The organism is Sorangium sp. So ce1153, assembly GCF_051521595.1.
GTDB lineage: Bacteria > Myxococcota_A > Polyangia > Polyangiales > Polyangiaceae > Sorangium.
Genome location: NZ_CP150361.1, coordinates 8,718,360 through 8,733,995 on the forward strand (window position 1 = coordinate 8,718,360; position 15,636 = coordinate 8,733,995).

At 68.7% G+C, this 15,636-nt stretch carries 11 protein-coding genes; all 11 read right to left on the bottom strand.

The window, feature by feature from the left end:
• Positions 1 to 19: 19 nt before the first annotated feature.
• Positions 20 to 1,168: a UDP-galactopyranose mutase gene (gene glf, locus WME85_RS31315; RefSeq protein ID WP_437826633.1), complete on the bottom strand. Its 1,149-nt coding sequence runs from the start codon at positions 1,166 to 1,168 to the stop codon at positions 20 to 22.
• Complete coding sequence (locus tag WME85_RS31320) at positions 1,153 to 2,307, bottom strand: glycosyltransferase family 1 protein (RefSeq protein WP_437826635.1); 1,155 nt, start codon at positions 2,305 to 2,307, stop codon at positions 1,153 to 1,155. Before WME85_RS31320 ends, glf begins: the two co-directional genes overlap by 16 nt.
• A gap of 438 nt (positions 2,308 to 2,745) precedes the next feature.
• The gene (locus WME85_RS31325) at positions 2,746 to 3,336 is read right to left on the bottom strand and encodes a TIGR00730 family Rossman fold protein (protein ID WP_437826637.1); all 591 of its coding nucleotides are present in this window, start codon (positions 3,334 to 3,336) and stop codon (positions 2,746 to 2,748) included.
• Between the two features lie 87 nt (positions 3,337 to 3,423).
• Entirely contained in the window at positions 3,424 to 4,908 is a 1,485-nt protein-coding gene (gene tssC, locus WME85_RS31330; RefSeq protein ID WP_437302678.1) for a type VI secretion system contractile sheath large subunit, read from the bottom strand.
• A gap of 3 nt (positions 4,909 to 4,911) precedes the next feature.
• Positions 4,912 to 5,403, bottom strand: a complete 492-nt coding sequence (tssB, locus tag WME85_RS31335) for a type VI secretion system contractile sheath small subunit (RefSeq protein WP_437302679.1) — start codon at positions 5,401 to 5,403, stop codon at positions 4,912 to 4,914.
• 112 nt (positions 5,404 to 5,515) lie between these two features.
• Positions 5,516 to 7,216 carry a type VI secretion system protein TssA gene (gene tssA, locus WME85_RS31340; protein ID WP_437826640.1) on the bottom strand — a complete coding sequence of 567 codons (1,701 nt, stop codon included), beginning with the start codon at positions 7,214 to 7,216 and terminating at the stop codon, positions 5,516 to 5,518.
• Positions 7,217 to 7,318: 102 nt separating this feature from the next.
• Positions 7,319 to 8,314 carry a type VI secretion system-associated protein TagF gene (gene tagF / locus WME85_RS31345; RefSeq protein WP_437826642.1) on the bottom strand — a complete coding sequence of 332 codons (996 nt, stop codon included), beginning with the start codon at positions 8,312 to 8,314 and terminating at the stop codon, positions 7,319 to 7,321.
• 539 nt (positions 8,315 to 8,853) lie between these two features.
• Positions 8,854 to 12,564, bottom strand: coding sequence for a type VI secretion system membrane subunit TssM (gene tssM, locus WME85_RS31350; RefSeq protein ID WP_437826643.1), 3,711 nt, complete (start codon positions 12,562 to 12,564; stop codon positions 8,854 to 8,856).
• 42 nt (positions 12,565 to 12,606) lie between these two features.
• Positions 12,607 to 13,284 (bottom strand): DotU family type IV/VI secretion system protein, encoded by a 678-nt coding sequence (locus WME85_RS31355; protein ID WP_437302683.1) that lies wholly within the window; start codon positions 13,282 to 13,284, stop codon positions 12,607 to 12,609.
• A 34-nt stretch (positions 13,285 to 13,318) separates the two neighbouring features.
• Positions 13,319 to 14,680, bottom strand: coding sequence for a type VI secretion system baseplate subunit TssK (gene tssK, locus WME85_RS31360; RefSeq protein ID WP_437302684.1), 1,362 nt, complete (start codon positions 14,678 to 14,680; stop codon positions 13,319 to 13,321).
• 156 nt (positions 14,681 to 14,836) lie between these two features.
• Positions 14,837 to 15,625, bottom strand: coding sequence for a type VI secretion system lipoprotein TssJ (tssJ, locus tag WME85_RS31365; protein WP_437826645.1), 789 nt, complete (start codon positions 15,623 to 15,625; stop codon positions 14,837 to 14,839).
• Positions 15,626 to 15,636: the final 11 nt, after the last annotated feature.

The window sequence follows — 15,636 nt, forward strand, 5'->3', positions numbered from 1 at the left end:
TGTCGAGGCATGGGTCCTGTCAGGCAGCGACGGTCACCGCTGCGCCGTCAGCGGCGGTCACCGCTGCGCCGTTGAGCTTGGCTTCGCGGATGTGGTCGTAAGTGGCGAGCGCCTGCCCCACGACCTGATCCATGTTGTAGTACCGGTACGTCGCGAGCCGTCCGACGAAGTGGACGTTCGGCGTCGCGTCGGCGAGCGCCTTGTACTTCCGGTAGATCTCCGCGTTCTCGGGCCGCGGCACCGGGTAGTAGGGGTCGCCCTCGGACGTCGGGAACTCGTACACGACGCTCGTCTTCGGGTGCTGCTGTCCGGTGAGGTACTTGAACTCCGTGACGCGGGTATAGTCGTGGTCGTTCGGGTAATTGATGACCGCGCCCGGCTGGAAGACCTCCTTGTCGTGCGTCTCGAACTTGAAGTCGATCGACCGGTAGGGGAGCTTCCCGTAGCGGAAGTCGAAGAAGGCGTCCACCGGCCCTGTATAGATCATCTCCCTGAAGTTCACCTCGTTCATGATGTCGCGGTAGTCGGTGTTCAAGAGGACGCGGATGTTCTTGTGGTCCAGCATGTTCTCGAACATCCGGGTGAAGCCGCGGAGCGGCATCGCCTGGAACTCGTCCGTGAAGTACCGCGAGTCGTAGTTCGTGCGCGCGGGCACGCGGGACGCGACCGCGGCGTCGAGCTCGGACGGGTCGAGCCCCCACTGCTTGCGCGTGTAGTTGCGGAAGAACTTCTCGTAGAGCTCCCGGCCCACCTTGCTGACGACCGCGTCCTCGGAGGTGCGGCAGTGCTTGATCGGCTCGGCGACGCGCGTGAAGAACGCCTCGACCTCGGCGGGCGAATAGTTGGTCCCGTAGAGCGCGTTCACCGTGTCGACGTTGATCGGGAAGGGGACGAGCTTGTCGTCGACGTGCGCGAGCACGTGGTGCTCGTAGGGACGCCACTCCGTGAACTGCGACAGGTACCGGAAGATGCGCGGCGACGCGGTGTGGAAGATGTGAGGACCGTACTTGTGGATGAGGACCCCGGCGTCATCGTAGCAGTCGTACGCGTTACCGCCGATGTGAGGCCGCTTGTCGCACAGGAGGACCGACTTGTTCAGCTGCGTGGCGAGGCGCTCCGCGAGCACGCTGCCAGCAAACCCAGCTCCAACGATCAAATAGTCGAACACGGTACATTCCCTTCCGTCCGGACCGCCGCCGAACGCTTGGCTTGGAGTGCCTCTGACATGAGCTTCGACATCGAGCGCCATGTCTTGTCCCACGACGTCCCGCTCACCATCTCGTCCGCGATCGCGAGGCGCGCCTCTCTGGGCTCGGCCAGCGCCGCCTCGACGGCCGCCACGAACGTGGAGGCGTCGGCGATGTGAACCGCCTTCTTGTCCCCATACGGCGTGACAACGTCACGGATGGCGGTGGATACGACCGGTTTGCCCGCCGCGAGGTACTCGAGAGTCTTCGTCGGGCTGATGAACCGGGTCGCCTCGTTGAGCGCGAACGGCATGATAGCAACATCCCAGCCGCCGAGGTAGGCCGGAAGTTCCTGATATGACTTCTGCCCGAGCCAGTGAATGTTCGGACGGCGGGGCAGCGTGGCGGGGTCGATCTTGACGACCGGCCCGAGCATCACGAGCTGGAAGTCGGGGCGCTCCTCGGCGACGCGGGCGACGAGCTCCACGTCGAGCCGCTCGTCGATGACGCCGAAGAACCCGAGCCGCGGCCGCGCGATACCGCGCTGGTCCTCCGGGTCCAGCGACTCCTCGCGCGCCCTCTTGAAGTGCGCCGCGTCGACGCTGCTCGGGAAGGCGTGCACCGACGGGTGCTGCGCGCGCTTCGCCTCGTAGATGCTCTGGCCGCCCGTGAACACGAGGTCGGCGCGCGCGAAGAGCTCGCGCTCGCGCTCGCGGAGTATCGGCGGCGCGCCGCGGAAGGCGGAGAGCTCGTCCATGCAGTCGTACACGACGAGCGACGGCTCCACGTCGGCGGCGATCGGCAGCGACATCGGCGTGTAGAACCACAGGATCGGGTGCCGGACGTCCTGCTCCTTCACGAGGGAGTTGAGCAGGCGGCGCTGCTGCGCCAGGGCCTCCTCCGGCTCGGTGCCGTGGGTCAGGTGAGGGATCACGACGGTGAGATTGGCCTCGATGTGTCTCGTCTCGAGCCTTGGCGGTCCGTCCTCGAACACCGGCTCTTCGACGAAGTACACCCGCTTCTCCTGCGCGAAGCGGCTCATCAGGTGGTTCGGCCGCTGGAAGACGAAGTTCCAGCGCAGGTGTGACAAACAGATGAGATCCGGCCCGGCCTGCTTCATCTCGTCTCCAATTTGTGGGAATGAGAACTTATATGCGGGCGGGTGTTAGCAAGTTGCGGGCCCGATGGCTTGACACAGCCATCGACGGAGAGGTCGCGACAGCGTGCGAGCGAGGCCCTTCGAACCGCGGCAATCCGCTACATGATCAAGCGCTGAGCACTGAACAGCGTGTCCGCTCTGCCCGCGCTGTGCTCGCTGGGCGCCGCGGGGCGAACCTGCCACAGATGAGGCAAAATGCGCCGCAAATAGGGCGTTTCCTGCCGCCCCTTCACAAAGTATGCAACTTCCTTCGCAATCTTTGCAATCCGCGCGCCGCTGGAGGGCTCTCGGCAGGATGAGCGAACTGGCTCTCTCGGTCGGGCGCTCACGAGGTGAGAAAACGACTCTCCTCGACGGAACGCACAACGCTCCTGGCGCCCTGGAGGGCGCCGCGCCCCGCTATCTCTCCCCGGGCATCATCCACTTGTACTCGGCGCTGGGTCGCCAGGCGGCGAGGCGCTCCAGGAGGGCCGCCGGGTCGTCGGCCACCTGCAGCATGGCGCGGTGGCCCGGCTTCATGAACTGCTCGGACACGACGTGATCCAGGAACACGATGAGCGGGCGGTAATACCCCTGGACGTCGAGGAGCCCGACCGGCTTCTCCTGGGAGCCGAGCTGCGTCCATGTCCAGATCTCGAAGAGCTCCTCCAGCGTCCCGATGCCCCCCGGCAGGGCGATGAAGGCGTCGGACAGCGCGGCCATCTTGGCCTTGCGCTCGTGCATGGTCTCGACCACGTGGAGCTCCGTGAGCCCCCGGTGCTCGATCTCGCGCTGGTTCAGGAAGTGGGGGATCACGCCGGTCACCTCCCCGCCGCGCGCGAGCACCGCGTCGGCGAGCGCGCCCATGAGCCCCACGCGGCCTCCCCCGTAAACGAGCCCGATCCCTCGCGCCGCGAGGAGCTCCCCCAGCCGCACGGCCGCCTCGCGGTAGGCCGGCGACGCGCCGGGGCTCGACCCGCAGTAAACGCAGATCTTCGAGAGTGTCCTCATGAGTCCGAGCCTACGCCGGCAGGCGGGCTCGTTCCAGCGGCGATCCGGTGGGCACCCCGCGCGCGGCGAGGTGCCCTGTCCGGCCGCTCACTCCTTGTCGAGCTTGCCGACGAGGCTCAGCGTGAAGAACGCGCCCATGTACTTGAAGTGCGGGCGCACCTGCATGTCGACCTTGTACCAGCCGGCGTTGCCCGGCACCTCGGTGACGATGATCTTCGCCTTGCGGAGCGGCCTGCGCCCGCGGGTCGCCGCCGAGACGACGTCCTGATCGGCGACGTACTGGCCGATCCAGTCGTTCAGCTCCTTCTCGAGATCGGCGCGCTCCTTCCACGTCCCGATCTGCTCGCGCTGCAGCACCTTCAGGTAGTGCGCGATGCGGCACATGATGAACATGTACGGCAGCTGCGTCCCGAGCCGGTAGTTCATCTCGGCCGCCCTGCCCTCCTCGCTCTGCCCGTAGAACTTGGGCTTCTGCGTGGAGTTGGCCGAGAAGAAGCAGGCGTTGTCCGAGTCCTTGCGGAACGTGAGCCCGATGAAGCCCTCCTCGGAGAGCTCGAACTCGCGCCGCTCCGTGAGCAGGATCTCGGTCGGCACCTTCGTCTGGATCTCGCCCATCGCCTCGTACTGGTGGAGCGGCAGGTTCTCCACCGTGCCGCCCGCCTGCGGGCCGATGATGTTCGGACACCAGCGGTACTTGGCGAAGCTGTCGGCGAGCCGCGTCGCGAACGCGTACGTCGCGTTGCCCCAGCAGTACGCGTCGTGCCGGCCGACCACGTCCTCCTCGTAGTTGAACGCCTTCACCGGGACGGTGTTGGCGCCGAACGGCAGGCGGAGCAGGAAGCGCGGCATCACGAGCCCGACGTAGCGCGCGTCCTCCGTCTCGCGGAACGCGTTCCACTTCGTGTACTGCGGCCCCTCGAAGAGCGACTTCAGGTCCTTCAGGTTCGGCAGGCCGCCGAAGTCCTTGAGGCCGAAGAACTGCGGGCCCGCCGCCGCGATGAAGGGCGCGTGCGACATCGTCGCAACCGCGGCGCACTTCTGGAGGAGCGCGATGTCCTGAGGCCCGGGCCCGAAGTCGTAGTTCGCGATGATCGCGCCGACCGGCTTGCCGCCGAACTGGCCGAACTCCGCCGAGTAGACGAGCTTGTAGAGGCCGCTCTTCGGCACCTCGGGGGCATCCTCGAAATCGGCGAGGAGGTCCTCCTTGGAGCAGTTGAGCATCTCGACCTTGATGTTCTCGCGGAAATCGCAGCGGTCGATGACGAACTTGAGGCCGCGCCAGGCGGACTCGAGCTTCTGGAAGCTCGGGTGGTGGAGGATCTCGTCGATCTGCCGCGAGAGCTTGACGTCGATCTCCGCGATCAGCGCGTCGACGAAGGCCTTGTCGACCTTCTCGCCCTCGCGCCGCGGGGCGACGAGCTCCGAGATGAAGGCCTGCACGCCCCTCTTGGCGATCTCGTACCCCTCATCGCCGGGCGTCATCTTCGTCTCGGCGAGGATCTCGTCGAGCAGGGACCCTCCCTCGAGGGTCTGGACGCCTGCGCTCCCCGCGACCTGTGTCTCTGTCGCCATCGCTCACTCCCCTTCCTTGTCGAGCCCGAGCTCGCTGACGATCTTGTTGCGCTGGGCCGGGTCGCTCAGGATCTGCTGGATCTTGTTGCGGAACGCCTTCTCGTTCCCGAGCGGGCCCTTGAGGGCCGTCAGGGCGGCGCGCAGGTCGAGCAGCTTCTTGAGCTCCGGCACCTGGGTCGCGATCGCCTCGGGCTCCATGTCGCTCAGCCGGCGGAACTTGAGGTTGACCGTGAGCTCGCTGTTCTCCTGCTCGGAGAGGACGTCCTTGACGTTGAAGGTGAGCCCGAGCTTCTGCTCGCTCATCACCTTCTGGAAGTTGTCCTTGTCCACGTTGATCGGCTTGCGGTCCTCGAGGGGCCGCGGATCCGGCCGCTGCGTGTAGTCGCCGAGCATGAGGAGCTTCAGCGGCAGCTCGACATCCTCCTTCGCGTTCCCCGTGGCCGGCTTGTACGTGATGTTCACGCGCTCCTTCGGCGCGACCGATCCCTCTTTCATCGCAGGCTCCTTTCCCCGTCAGCAGCGGGCGGAGCGCCCGCAGGCCGCACGAGCATAGACCAAAACCCCCGTCTACCGGGCAAGCTTCTCGGCGCGACGCGCATCCGCCTCCTCAGGCCTCCAGCGAAAGTTTCAGGGCGAGCGCAGCGTCGAGCTGGCAGACGCGCTCGAAGCAGAGCGCCTCCTTCGCCTTCGCCTCGGGGGACGCCTCGTAGCCCTGGTTCAGCACCCGGTAGCATGTGTGGAGCGCGGCGTAGACCTCGGCGCAGAGATCTGGCTGCCAGGTGGTGAGTCGGTGGTGGTCGACGAGCTGCTCCAGCGCCTCGAGCTGCGCGCGCGCCAGGACGAACTGGGACAGCTCGATGTTGATCTGCGCCATGGCGAGCTTCACGCGGAAGCGGTCCAGCGCCGACGGAGCGGCGGCCGCTGCCTTCTCGAGGAGCACCATCGCGTCGATGGGCTGCTGGTTCGCGACGAGCCCGCGGGCCTCGGAGAGCGGTTTGTCGAGGTAGCTCCTCGGCTTCGCCGGGGCGCCGCCGCCGCCGCCGCCGCCGCCGAGGACGGCCGCCACCTCGGTCGAGAGCCACGCCTGCGTCTCGTCGTCCGCGAACGGCGTGCCGTCCCTGAACTTGAGGCCTGGCAAGAGCGGCGCGCGGAGCACCAGGGCGCCGACCTCGACAAGCACGGCCCGCCGCGCCTCGGCGTAGTCCTCGCCGAGCTGCTCGAGCGCGTTCGCCGCGTACCGGTGCGGGTCGAGCCAGAGGGGGTAGTTCTGCGCGTACTCGTCGGCGAGCGGCAAGAGGTCGGCGAACGCCTCCTGGCTCGTGAGCGCCGGGAGCGCCTGCAGCACGTGCTCGGGCGGCGGCGGGATGGCGGTCGTGCCGTTCTCGAACGAGGCGCCGGGGTCGTCGAGGAGGTCGAGCCAGAGCCCGACCCGGAGGATGCGGTACGCGGCCGCGCGCTTCGGATCCACGGTCCGGAGCGCGTCGCCCGCGCGCGCGATCAGCGGCGCGCAGCGGCCGATCGCGGTGAGCGCGGAGTCCTCGTCGACGATCGCCTCGACGCTGAGCGCCGGGTCCGCCGTGGCGACGACGGTCGTCGCTGCCGGCGGCGGGGTGACGACCACCGCCGTGACCGCCGGCGCCTGCACGATCGCCACCTCGGCGGCCTTCGGCGCCTCGGCCTTGGGCGGCGGCGGTGGGGGGGGCGGCGGCGGCGGTGGCGGTGGGGGCGGCGGCGGCGCCTCTGCGGGCAAGCTGGCGACGAGGCTGCGGATCGCGTTGCGGAGCGGGCCGAGCCCGCCGTAGGCGTCGCCGAGCCTGTCGGCGAGGTCGATGTCCAGGGTGCGGCTCACCTGCTCGATGGCGTTCACCACGTCGCGCTCGGCGGCGGACGGAGCGTAGCCGCCGAGCGTCCCTGCCGCGATGTCTCCGAACCAGGCGCACAGGTTGCCGCGCGCCTTGGGCCGCTTGATCGCGGGGTACATGGTGTCCCAGAACGCGCTGGTCAGCTCCTGCACGAGCACGAGCCCGTCGAGCAGGCCGGGGAGTTTGTCGAGCTGCGCCTTCGCCGCTGCGTAGTAGAGGGCGACGCGGAAGTCCTTGGACTTCTCGCTCAGGATCTCGTCGGCGCCGCTCGCGATGCGCCCCCAGTCGACCTTGCCGCCCGCGAGCGACTGCAGCTTGTCGACCTCGTTTTTGAGCGCCTCGAACGCTTCGTCGTACGTGACGTCGGCGCCGACGCCCCCGTTGATGGGCGCGAACAGCGCCTCGATGCGCGCTTTCGATTGGTTGATCGCGTCTTCAGCGGCCATGGGTCGCGCAGGATATCAAGACGTCCCGGGCGTGGACGGTGAATCGGAGCGACGGTGGGTGCGGCGGACGCGTTCGGTCGGGGGTCGGCGCGCGGGCATCGGTCAGCCGAGCGCCTCGAGGAAGCTGTCGAGCGACAGGTCGGTCCGCGCGACGAGCGCGTCGAGCTCTGGCCCGAGCGCGTGTCGTGAAACGTGCTCCTCGACCGGCGGGGGCCCGCAGAGGTCGGCGATGTGCTCGGCCTGGGTGGTGGGCGCGATCATCTCGCGGAACGAGCCCACGTGGGGGGTACCGAGGTGGAGGAGCAGGGTGCGCTGTGGTGTCCAGAACGCGTTCATCAGCGTGCGTCCCCATCTCGACAGGCGGAGGGTCATGTCCATCCACACGGCGGCGGCGTAGGCGTCGCCTGCGCCGAGCGGCAGCCTGAGCGCGAGCCCTGTCCTCGGGAGCTCCTGTCCGCGGAATGGCGTCACCGACTCGAGGATGTTCTGCAGCACCCAGAAGCGGCTCGCGTCCGTGCCGAAGCCTGCGTCCCAGAGCGCCTTCATCGGCTGGGTCTTCAGCCATGCGCGGTAGTTGGCGTACGACGTCTCGGCGTCGTCGAGCGACGGCGGGGTGATCTGGGAGACGCGGTGGAGGAAGGCGTCGACGGGCATGTTCCGGCCGTTCGTCGCGGCGTCGTGGGCGGCGGCGAGGAGCGGGAACAGGGTGATGGGGAGCGACGCTCCGGCCGAGACGAGCTGGTCGTAATCGTACGAGCCGAACACGACGATCGGGTAGAGCCGGCCGGCGTTGTCGCCGCTCGCGGCCCAGGCGCCCACGAGCGCGCGGGCGGGCGGCTCGTCGCCCTTTGGCTCGCCGTGGAAGATGAAGAGCCCCAGCGCCGTCTGGTAGTGCGCGTCGAAATGGGGGCCCATGGCGCGCCGGGCGAAATCGATGGCCGCGCCGAGCCAGCGGTCGAAGGCGGCGAGCTCTTCTCCGCCGGCGTTCAGCCGGATGAAATCGCCCGTGGCGGGCAGCTTGCCGAAGCAGCCGATCTGCGGCGGAGCGGCAGGGCCCTTCTTGCGGCGCCAGAACATGACGGCCTGGGAGTGAACCACGAACTCCTCACCGAGCGCTACCAACTTCCCGGCGATGGCGACGGAGACGGGTGGGGAGGGGGGACCGCGCATGGGGGGCGGCGGGGCCCCCTCCCGCGAACTCGCGCCTTTTGGTGGCTATTGCCTCACGTACGGACGGGTCGAGATCAGGAGCGACTCGCTTCGATGCGGGCCGGCGCTCGGGTTCGCGGGGCCCTACCCCGCCGCCCCCCACGCGCGGTCCCCCCTCCCCACCCGTCTCACCCTTGCAATGATAGGGTTCCGAAGATCGCCCCCCGGCTCGATCGCAAGCCGGATCGACCGTCCCCTTCCCCTCTTTCCGTCACAAAGAGCCGGCGGGGGAGGGGGTGTCGTGCGGGGGGCCGGCGGGGTAGGGCCCCGCGAACCCGAGCGCCGGCCCGCATCGCAGCGTCCCCCTCACAGCCCGAGTCCCCCCGTCCTCACGGCACTAGCCACCAAGAGGCGCGAGTTCGCGGGAGGGGGCCCCGCCGGCCCCCCGCACGACACCCCCTCCCCCGCTGGCTCCGTTGCTGCTCGGATCACCCTTTGCCGAAGCGATCCCCGATGCTGGCCGGGCAGTTGGTGGCCCGGAAGAAGCTCGACGGGAACGGGTGGTTCCCGCGGGTCGGTCGGATCTCCATGGTCACCGTCACGGGAGGTGCGGTCATCTGCCACGTGACCGTGAAGAGCTCGTCGTTGTCTTTCTGGGCGGTCGTCGTCCCGGCCTCGAAGAGGCGGAAGATCCCCCACGGCCCTTCGCGCACCAGCTCTTCGTCGAGCCCGCCCGCGCCGCGCACCTGGATCCTCGCGCCCTTCTGGCCTTCTCCGGGCCAGTTGAAGGTGTGCCAGAACTCCTTCTCGTTGCGATAGAGCCTCTTCTGGCCATCGACCTCGAAGACCACCTCGCTCACGATGGGGCTGACCGTCTTCATGTTGATGTGGAAGACGACCTTGGGCTCCCCGCCGCTGCCGAAGAGCGCGTCGGTGATCTCGTCCGCGCGCCTCAGGCAGTTGTACAGGTTCGGGTTGAACGGCGTGAACGGCTTCGCCGCCTGCGGCTGCCCCGACAGGTGCGACTTCGGGAAGTACTCGTGCCCGACCTGGTAGTGGAAGCCCTTGAGGTACGTCTCGTAGAAGCCCCAGAGCACCCCGTCCTTCGGCTTGAAGAACGTCATCGCGTCCTCGAGCGAGGCGTCCCGCGACGAGGCCAGGTTGAACGGGTAGCGGTCCTTGATCTTGTCGCGGTAGTGCGGCCAGACCTCGACCTCCCAGATCCCGCTCGCCGCGCCGCCGGCGCGCCGCACGACCGCCTTGTACGCCTGCCGGAGGGGGTTCATGAGCAGCGGCTCCATCAGCCGCTGCCCGGTCTGGTCCATCGAGAGCAGGAGCCCCTCGGTCTCCTTCACCGCGTCCTGGAACGCCTCCGTGGCCCTCGACGTGTCCGTGTCCGGCGGCCCGTCCTCGACGACGCTCATCTCCCCGGCGAGCCGCTCGAGGTGGCCGACGTACTGGTTGAGCTTGGGCGCGGGCGGGGGCTGCCCCTCTGCCGTCTGCGCTGGCGGCACCCCGAAGGCGGCCATCGACTCGAACTTGTCGGGCACCGGGTCGTAGTGCTCGCGCCGCTGGTCGCCCGGGAGGAGCGAGCCGCTCCGCACGCCGGTCCGCCGATCGACCCGCTGCTGGATCATGTTCTTGGCCTGGTCGATCAGGCCGCCGTCCGCGGTCAGCACGTTCGGCTTCTCGTCCTTCGCGAACTGCGTCTCGTCCGAGAGCCGCTGGAGCAGCCGCCGGTAGGGCCAGTCGGGCGTGGAGAGCACCCTGAACTCGTGGATCGCCTCCCGGTTCGTCTTCGGCACGTCGACCTGGATGTCGCGGAAGAACGCCTCCCACTGCGCAATGTACGCGTTGTCGTAGTCCTGCCGGACGCGGTCGAGCTCCTTCTGGATCTGATCGCCCTCGCGCTTCTCGCTGTCCGCCAGGGGGAGCACCCAGAGCTCGCGCTCGAGCTCCTTCCTCCCCTCCTTGAGCGACTCGATCACCTGCGCGTGCCCCTTGGCCGTGTAGGGCCCCTGCACCTCGAACCAGGTCCCGCCCCGGTTCCTCTGCGCGCTGTGGATGACGGTCAGCACATCGGACCGGTCCGCGAACATCTCGTTGAGGGACACCGGCGGGTACTTCAGGTTCTCCGGCGTGTTCGGCCCTGACTCGTCGTATTTCTGGTCGATCAGCTTCGTGACGAACTGGTCGTAGTAGCGCTTCGTCGGGTCGACCCGCAGGAGGTCCGCGCGCGCCCTGTCGATGAGGGGCCCGTTCAGCTCCTCGGCCTCGAGCTTCCTCCGCCTCACGAGGTCGATGTAGTACGCGACGTGCGGCGTGAGCCGCTCCTTGAGGTCGGCCTCGGGCATGTCGGTGAAGGGCTTCAGGACGTCGGCCCAGACCTGGACCAGCCGGCCGGTCTGCCACCGCGCCGCCTGGTCATCCATGTACCCCTGGTGCTCCTTGCCGAGCAGGAGGTAGCTGCGCAGGGCGTTGTAGCCGTCGAGGAACTCTCCCTCGCGCACCCGCTCGAGCTTCGCCTCGAGCTGCGCCTTCGCCGGGCCGACGAACCCCTGCTTCAAGCTCTTGATGTACTGCGCCATCGTCGGCGGGAAGAGCTTGTCGCCCTGGAACATGAACCAGCCGTGATCGAGCGGCGTGTTCTCGACGTAGCGGTCGAGCAGCCCCACGTGCTCCTGCAGCTTGTCGAGCTTCTCGATGTTCGCGGGCACGTTCGGCGGCGCGCCGCTCCTCCCGGACCAGTCCACGAACGCGATCTCGTCCGAGATGCGCCGCGTCTCGGCGACGAGCCTCCTGTTGTTGAAATACGAGATCACCGCCGGGAGCAGGAACAGGATCGCGACGAGCGCCGCCGCCGCCGCGACGAGGATCCGCTGGAGCCGGCGCCGCCGGAGCTCGGCCTCGGTGCGCGCCGCGAGATCCTGATCGGGGAAGACGACGTTCGTGAAGACGTCGTGCAGGAAGAAGCTCTTCGACTCCTTCGGGAGCGCGGCGTCCTCCTCGCCCTCGCCGAGCGCCGCGCGCAGCCCGAACGCCCGCCCCATCGCCCCGACCACGCGATCGAGCGGCCGCCCCTCCTGCACGCCGCTCGTGAAGTAGAACCCGCGCAGGACCGGCGTGGGCGCCGCGCCGGCGCCGGGCGCGAACGCCGACGCGATGAAGTCCGAGAGGTTCCGCTTCACCGCCGCGAACTCGAGCGGGAACTGGTAGCTCCTCTCCTTCACCTCGCGGTTGCGCTCGCCGATGAGGCGCTTCGTCAGCCGCGCGTGGAGCTTCTCGACGAGGACGTCGAACTCGCGGTCGAAGATCTTGCCGGGCTCGCCCTTGTTCTCGTCGAGCCGCACCGTGGCGCCCCACGGCTGCGCGCGCTCGCTCTTCTTCAGGTCGCCGAAGTACTCGGTGAAGCCCGCCACCAGGTCGCTCTTCGTGAAGAGCACGTAGACGGGCAGGACCATGTGCAGCGTCTGCTGCATCTCGTCGATGCGCGCGCGGATCTTCTTGCCGGTCTGGTCGATCTGGTCGTCGCTCGCGTCGAGCAGCTCGCTCAGGCTCACCGCGACGATGACGCCGTTCAGCGGCTTGTGCTCGCGGTACTGGAGCAGCAGCTCGAGGAACGCCATCCACTCGTCGTGGTCGTCGCTCTCGGTCGTGTACCGGCCGGCGGTGTCGAGGAGGATCGCCTCGTTCGTGAACCACCACTCGCAGTTCCTGGTGCCGCCGACGCCGCGCACGCCGGTGCGCTCCGGGTCGATGTACGGGAACACGAGCCCCGAGTGCCGGAGCGCGGTGGTCTTGCCGGCGCCGGGGGGGCCGACCATCACGTACCAGGGCAGGACGTAGAGCGCGTCAGCGCCGCGCTTGCCCCCGCCGAGCTTCGATGCCTTGAGGGCGGCGATGCCCTCCTGCATCTGCCGGTTCAGCTCCTGGATCTCCGCGCGCCGCTCCGGCTTCGCGTTGATCACCTGCTCCTGCGCCTGCTGCGCGATCGCCTTCTCGAGCGCCCGCGCGGCGCGCGCCGCGCGGATACGCCGGTAGATCGCGAGCCCGACGAGCAGCGCGACGACAGCGGCGGTCGCCACGAGCGGGATCTCGATCGGGAACGCCTCGGCCCCCTCCCCCGCCCCGGGGCGCAGCATGAACCACACTCCCCACACGGCGGTGAGGAACAGGGCGCTCAGGATCCACAGCCACATCGGAAGTCTCCCTCGGGAACAGCAGAGGACGGGCGGAGCCGCCTAGGTCCCTGTGCTGATCAGCTTCTTGATCTGGTCGGCGACGCCCTCCGCGTCCGAGGCCACGACGAGCCGGAGCACGATGACCACGAGGACGGCCAGCACGAGCAGGCCGAGCGCGATCGCCAGATAGGGCAGCTCGCGGCGCACCGCGCCGGCGCCTCCGTCCTTGCGCTCCGCGTTCGGCGCGAGGACGTCCCCGCCGCCTTCGCTGACGGCGACGTAGTTGCCCACACCCTCGATGACGGCGCCGAGGCCCTCCTGCTGGCGCAGACGATATTTCCCCTGGAAGCCGAGGGCCAAGCAGAGGAAGTAGATCTGCGCGACGTGGTTCCTGCCGCGCTGGCCGTAGAGGTTGTCGAGGTTCGCGAAGAACCCGTCGCCGGCCGTGTTCAGCTGGAAGAACTGGAACTGCAGCGGGTTCTGGAGCCACTGCGTCCTGCCCGGCCAGTTCGAGTTGAAGATCACCTCGTCGGCGAAGGCCGCGAGCGCGAACTTCGCGTCGATCATGTCCTGCTCGGGGATGCGGGCCTCCCGCCCGTTCTGCATCATCGTCTCGAACAGGCCGAGCACGCGCCGCTGGAGGATGTCCGGCGCCGGCAGATCGCGCGAGTTCCTGAGCTGCAGGATCAGCGAGAGCACGTCGGAGCAAACAAAGTACATCGTCTGCGAGAGGCTCATGGGCTCCTCACCCGGAAGGGGCTTCCCGGCATGGTCACTTCCCCGCCGGGACCGCGATCAGCCGGAGATCGACCTTCTGCGGTTCGATCGGCTGGTAGATGGCGATCGTGCCAGAGCCGAGGATGTCGTTCCAGTAATCGCCGGCCTGGTTGACGCGGAGGTAGACGAGCCCCGGCCGGACCGGGATCGCGCCCGGCGGCCGGTACTCGATGGCGACGTTCACACCGGGCGTCGCGGAGTGCAGGATATGACCGATCTGCGTCCACGAGCCGATCTTGAGCAGGCGCGGGAGCCGCTCGCGCAGGGTGCCCTCGTCCGCGCCCTTCGCCTCGAGGAACATCTCGTGGGTGCGCGGCACCTTCGGGTCATCGAACCTGCCGAGGTACATGCCGTCCTCGCGCTTCTCCAGCGGCACGATGAGGAACTGATCCGTGACGATCGCGGTGATCAGCGTGACCGCCCGGTCGAACATCGGGTCGAGGACGCCCTCGAGCTCGAGGTAATTGAACTTGGGGACCGTCGTGGGGTCGCTGTCGGACGAGGAGAAGGTGCAGAGCTCGCCGATGAGCGACCCGATGACGACGTAGCACTGCTCCGGGTGCGCCCCGCCGTGGTCGACGAGGTGCGACACGATGGGGATGTACGAGTTCAGGGTGTGGAGCAGCCAGAACTTCGTGAGATCGGAGGCCTGGAAGTCGACCGAGGCCGCGGTGCGCATGCGCCGCCCTTCGACGAGCGACTTCTGCTTGCCGACCAGGGCCGAGAGCACCCGCCGGAGGCCGGACATGATGTGATCCGACGTGTTGATGCGGAGGACCGACGGGATGAAGCTCTTCCGGAGGACGATCGCGCCGGCGCGATCGCGCACGAGCTGCGCGATCCGCACGGTCTGGTAGGCGTCGCGCGGCTCGGTGCCGAAGATGAGCCGCAGGTTGGTGCGCGCCCAGGTGACCGACGTGTCGTTGCGCCCGGAGTTCACGTCCGGGACCGTGGTCTGGGACGCCACGAACCGCTGGGCCGGCCCCGCCTTGGCCGGGTCCAGGCTGATGTTCGCGGCGGTCTCGCGCAGGTTCGGGATCCCGAGGAAGACGTCGAGCGCCTCCATCGCGGCCGGGAAGGCGCCCTCGAGCGGGCGCGCCTCGACCTGGTCCTCGCCGCGATCGCCGATGAAGAACGGCGTCCCGTCGGGGAAGACGCCGTGACATTTGACCACCTTGAACTGGCCGGCTGAGAGCGCGCGCTCATCGAACTGCGCGGCGGTGATGCCCCAGTCGTAGCCCACGACGGCGTGGAGGCGCGCGTGGAGCAGCGTCTCGTGGTACAGGTCCGACTGCTGTAGATGCTGAGGGGTCATGAAGAGCCCCTCGGTCCAGACAGGCTTACGCGGGTGGATCATGTCGCCCGTCCAGTCTTATCAGATGTGCCGCGCGCCGCGGCGCGAAAGCTGGCCGGGCGCGGGGAGCGCGGACGCCGCGTCGAGCCGCTCGTCGCTCGACTGCCGCGAGCACCGCCGCGGCGACCGGCTCGAGGACGACCGGGGCGCGCCATGGCCCTACTTCCCCGTCGAGGCGGGCGCCTCGGGCGACGCCGCCCTCTTCGGCAGGCTGAGCCGGCGCACCGCGCTCGCGTTGGGGAACATCGACTCGTCGAACTCGACCCCGTTGTCGATCTTGGTCGAGTCGATGAAGAACGCGACGCGCGGGTCGGACACCGGCGGCCCCGCGTCGGACTCGCGCCCGCCGCACTGCGCCTCGCCCGGCGGGAGCGGGAACTCGTAGAACGTCTTCCAGCTGCTGCCCTTCGGGCTGTGGAACAGGGCGGCGCCGACGAGGTGGCTCGCGTCGGGGATCCGCTCGAACTTCACCTCGACGAGGTCGTTCGGGAAGACCTCGACCTCGTCGACCTTGGCGAGGTCGTCTTCGAGCGTCTCCTTGTCCTTGAGCAGGATCTGATCGTACGTCGCGTTCTCCATGCGCGCGCTGCTCTTCAGCTGGTAGAGCCGCACGACGACGGGCCTCGGGTTCCCGTTCTCGTTGGGGTTGATGTTGTCGGACGCGTAGATGGAGAGCGTCACGATCTGGACGTCGCACGGCTCGGGCGCCGCGGGCGGCGGCGCGGCGGACGTGCAGCCCGCGATCGCGGCGGGCGCGGCGGCGCCGAGGCCCACGGCGACGATCGCCGCGGCGACGGCGGCGGCCGCCCTCGCGAGGGGCCCCCCGCGGAGGAGCGACGCCGGCCCGCGCCACGGCGCTGGCCGGCGCGCCGCGCCCTCCCCTTCAGGAGAGGGCGGACGCGGCGCGATCCACATCGAACGCTGTCGGAGCTTGGCGAACGCGACCATGCTCCACCCAA

What these genes read in the sequence shown, in the direction of transcription:
- WME85_RS31320 (WP_437826635.1), bottom strand. Translation starts at nt 2,307, where the DNA reads ATGAAGCAGGCCGGGCCGGATCTCATCTGTTTGTCACACCTGCGCTGG.
- WME85_RS31325 (WP_437826637.1), bottom strand. Translation starts at nt 3,336, where the DNA reads ATGAGGACACTCTCGAAGATCTGCGTTTACTGCGGGTCGAGCCCCGGC.
- tssC (WP_437302678.1), bottom strand. Translation starts at nt 4,908, where the DNA reads ATGGCGACAGAGACACAGGTCGCGGGGAGCGCAGGCGTCCAGACCCTC.
- tssB (WP_437302679.1), bottom strand. Translation starts at nt 5,403, where the DNA reads ATGAAAGAGGGATCGGTCGCGCCGAAGGAGCGCGTGAACATCACGTAC.
- tssA (WP_437826640.1), bottom strand. Translation starts at nt 7,216, where the DNA reads ATGGCCGCTGAAGACGCGATCAACCAATCGAAAGCGCGCATCGAGGCG.
- tssM (WP_437826643.1), bottom strand. Translation starts at nt 12,564, where the DNA reads ATGTGGCTGTGGATCCTGAGCGCCCTGTTCCTCACCGCCGTGTGGGGA.
- WME85_RS31355 (WP_437302683.1), bottom strand. Translation starts at nt 13,284, where the DNA reads ATGAGCCTCTCGCAGACGATGTACTTTGTTTGCTCCGACGTGCTCTCG.
- tssK (WP_437302684.1), bottom strand. Translation starts at nt 14,680, where the DNA reads ATGATCCACCCGCGTAAGCCTGTCTGGACCGAGGGGCTCTTCATGACC.
- tssJ (WP_437826645.1), bottom strand. Translation starts at nt 15,625, where the DNA reads ATGGTCGCGTTCGCCAAGCTCCGACAGCGTTCGATGTGGATCGCGCCG.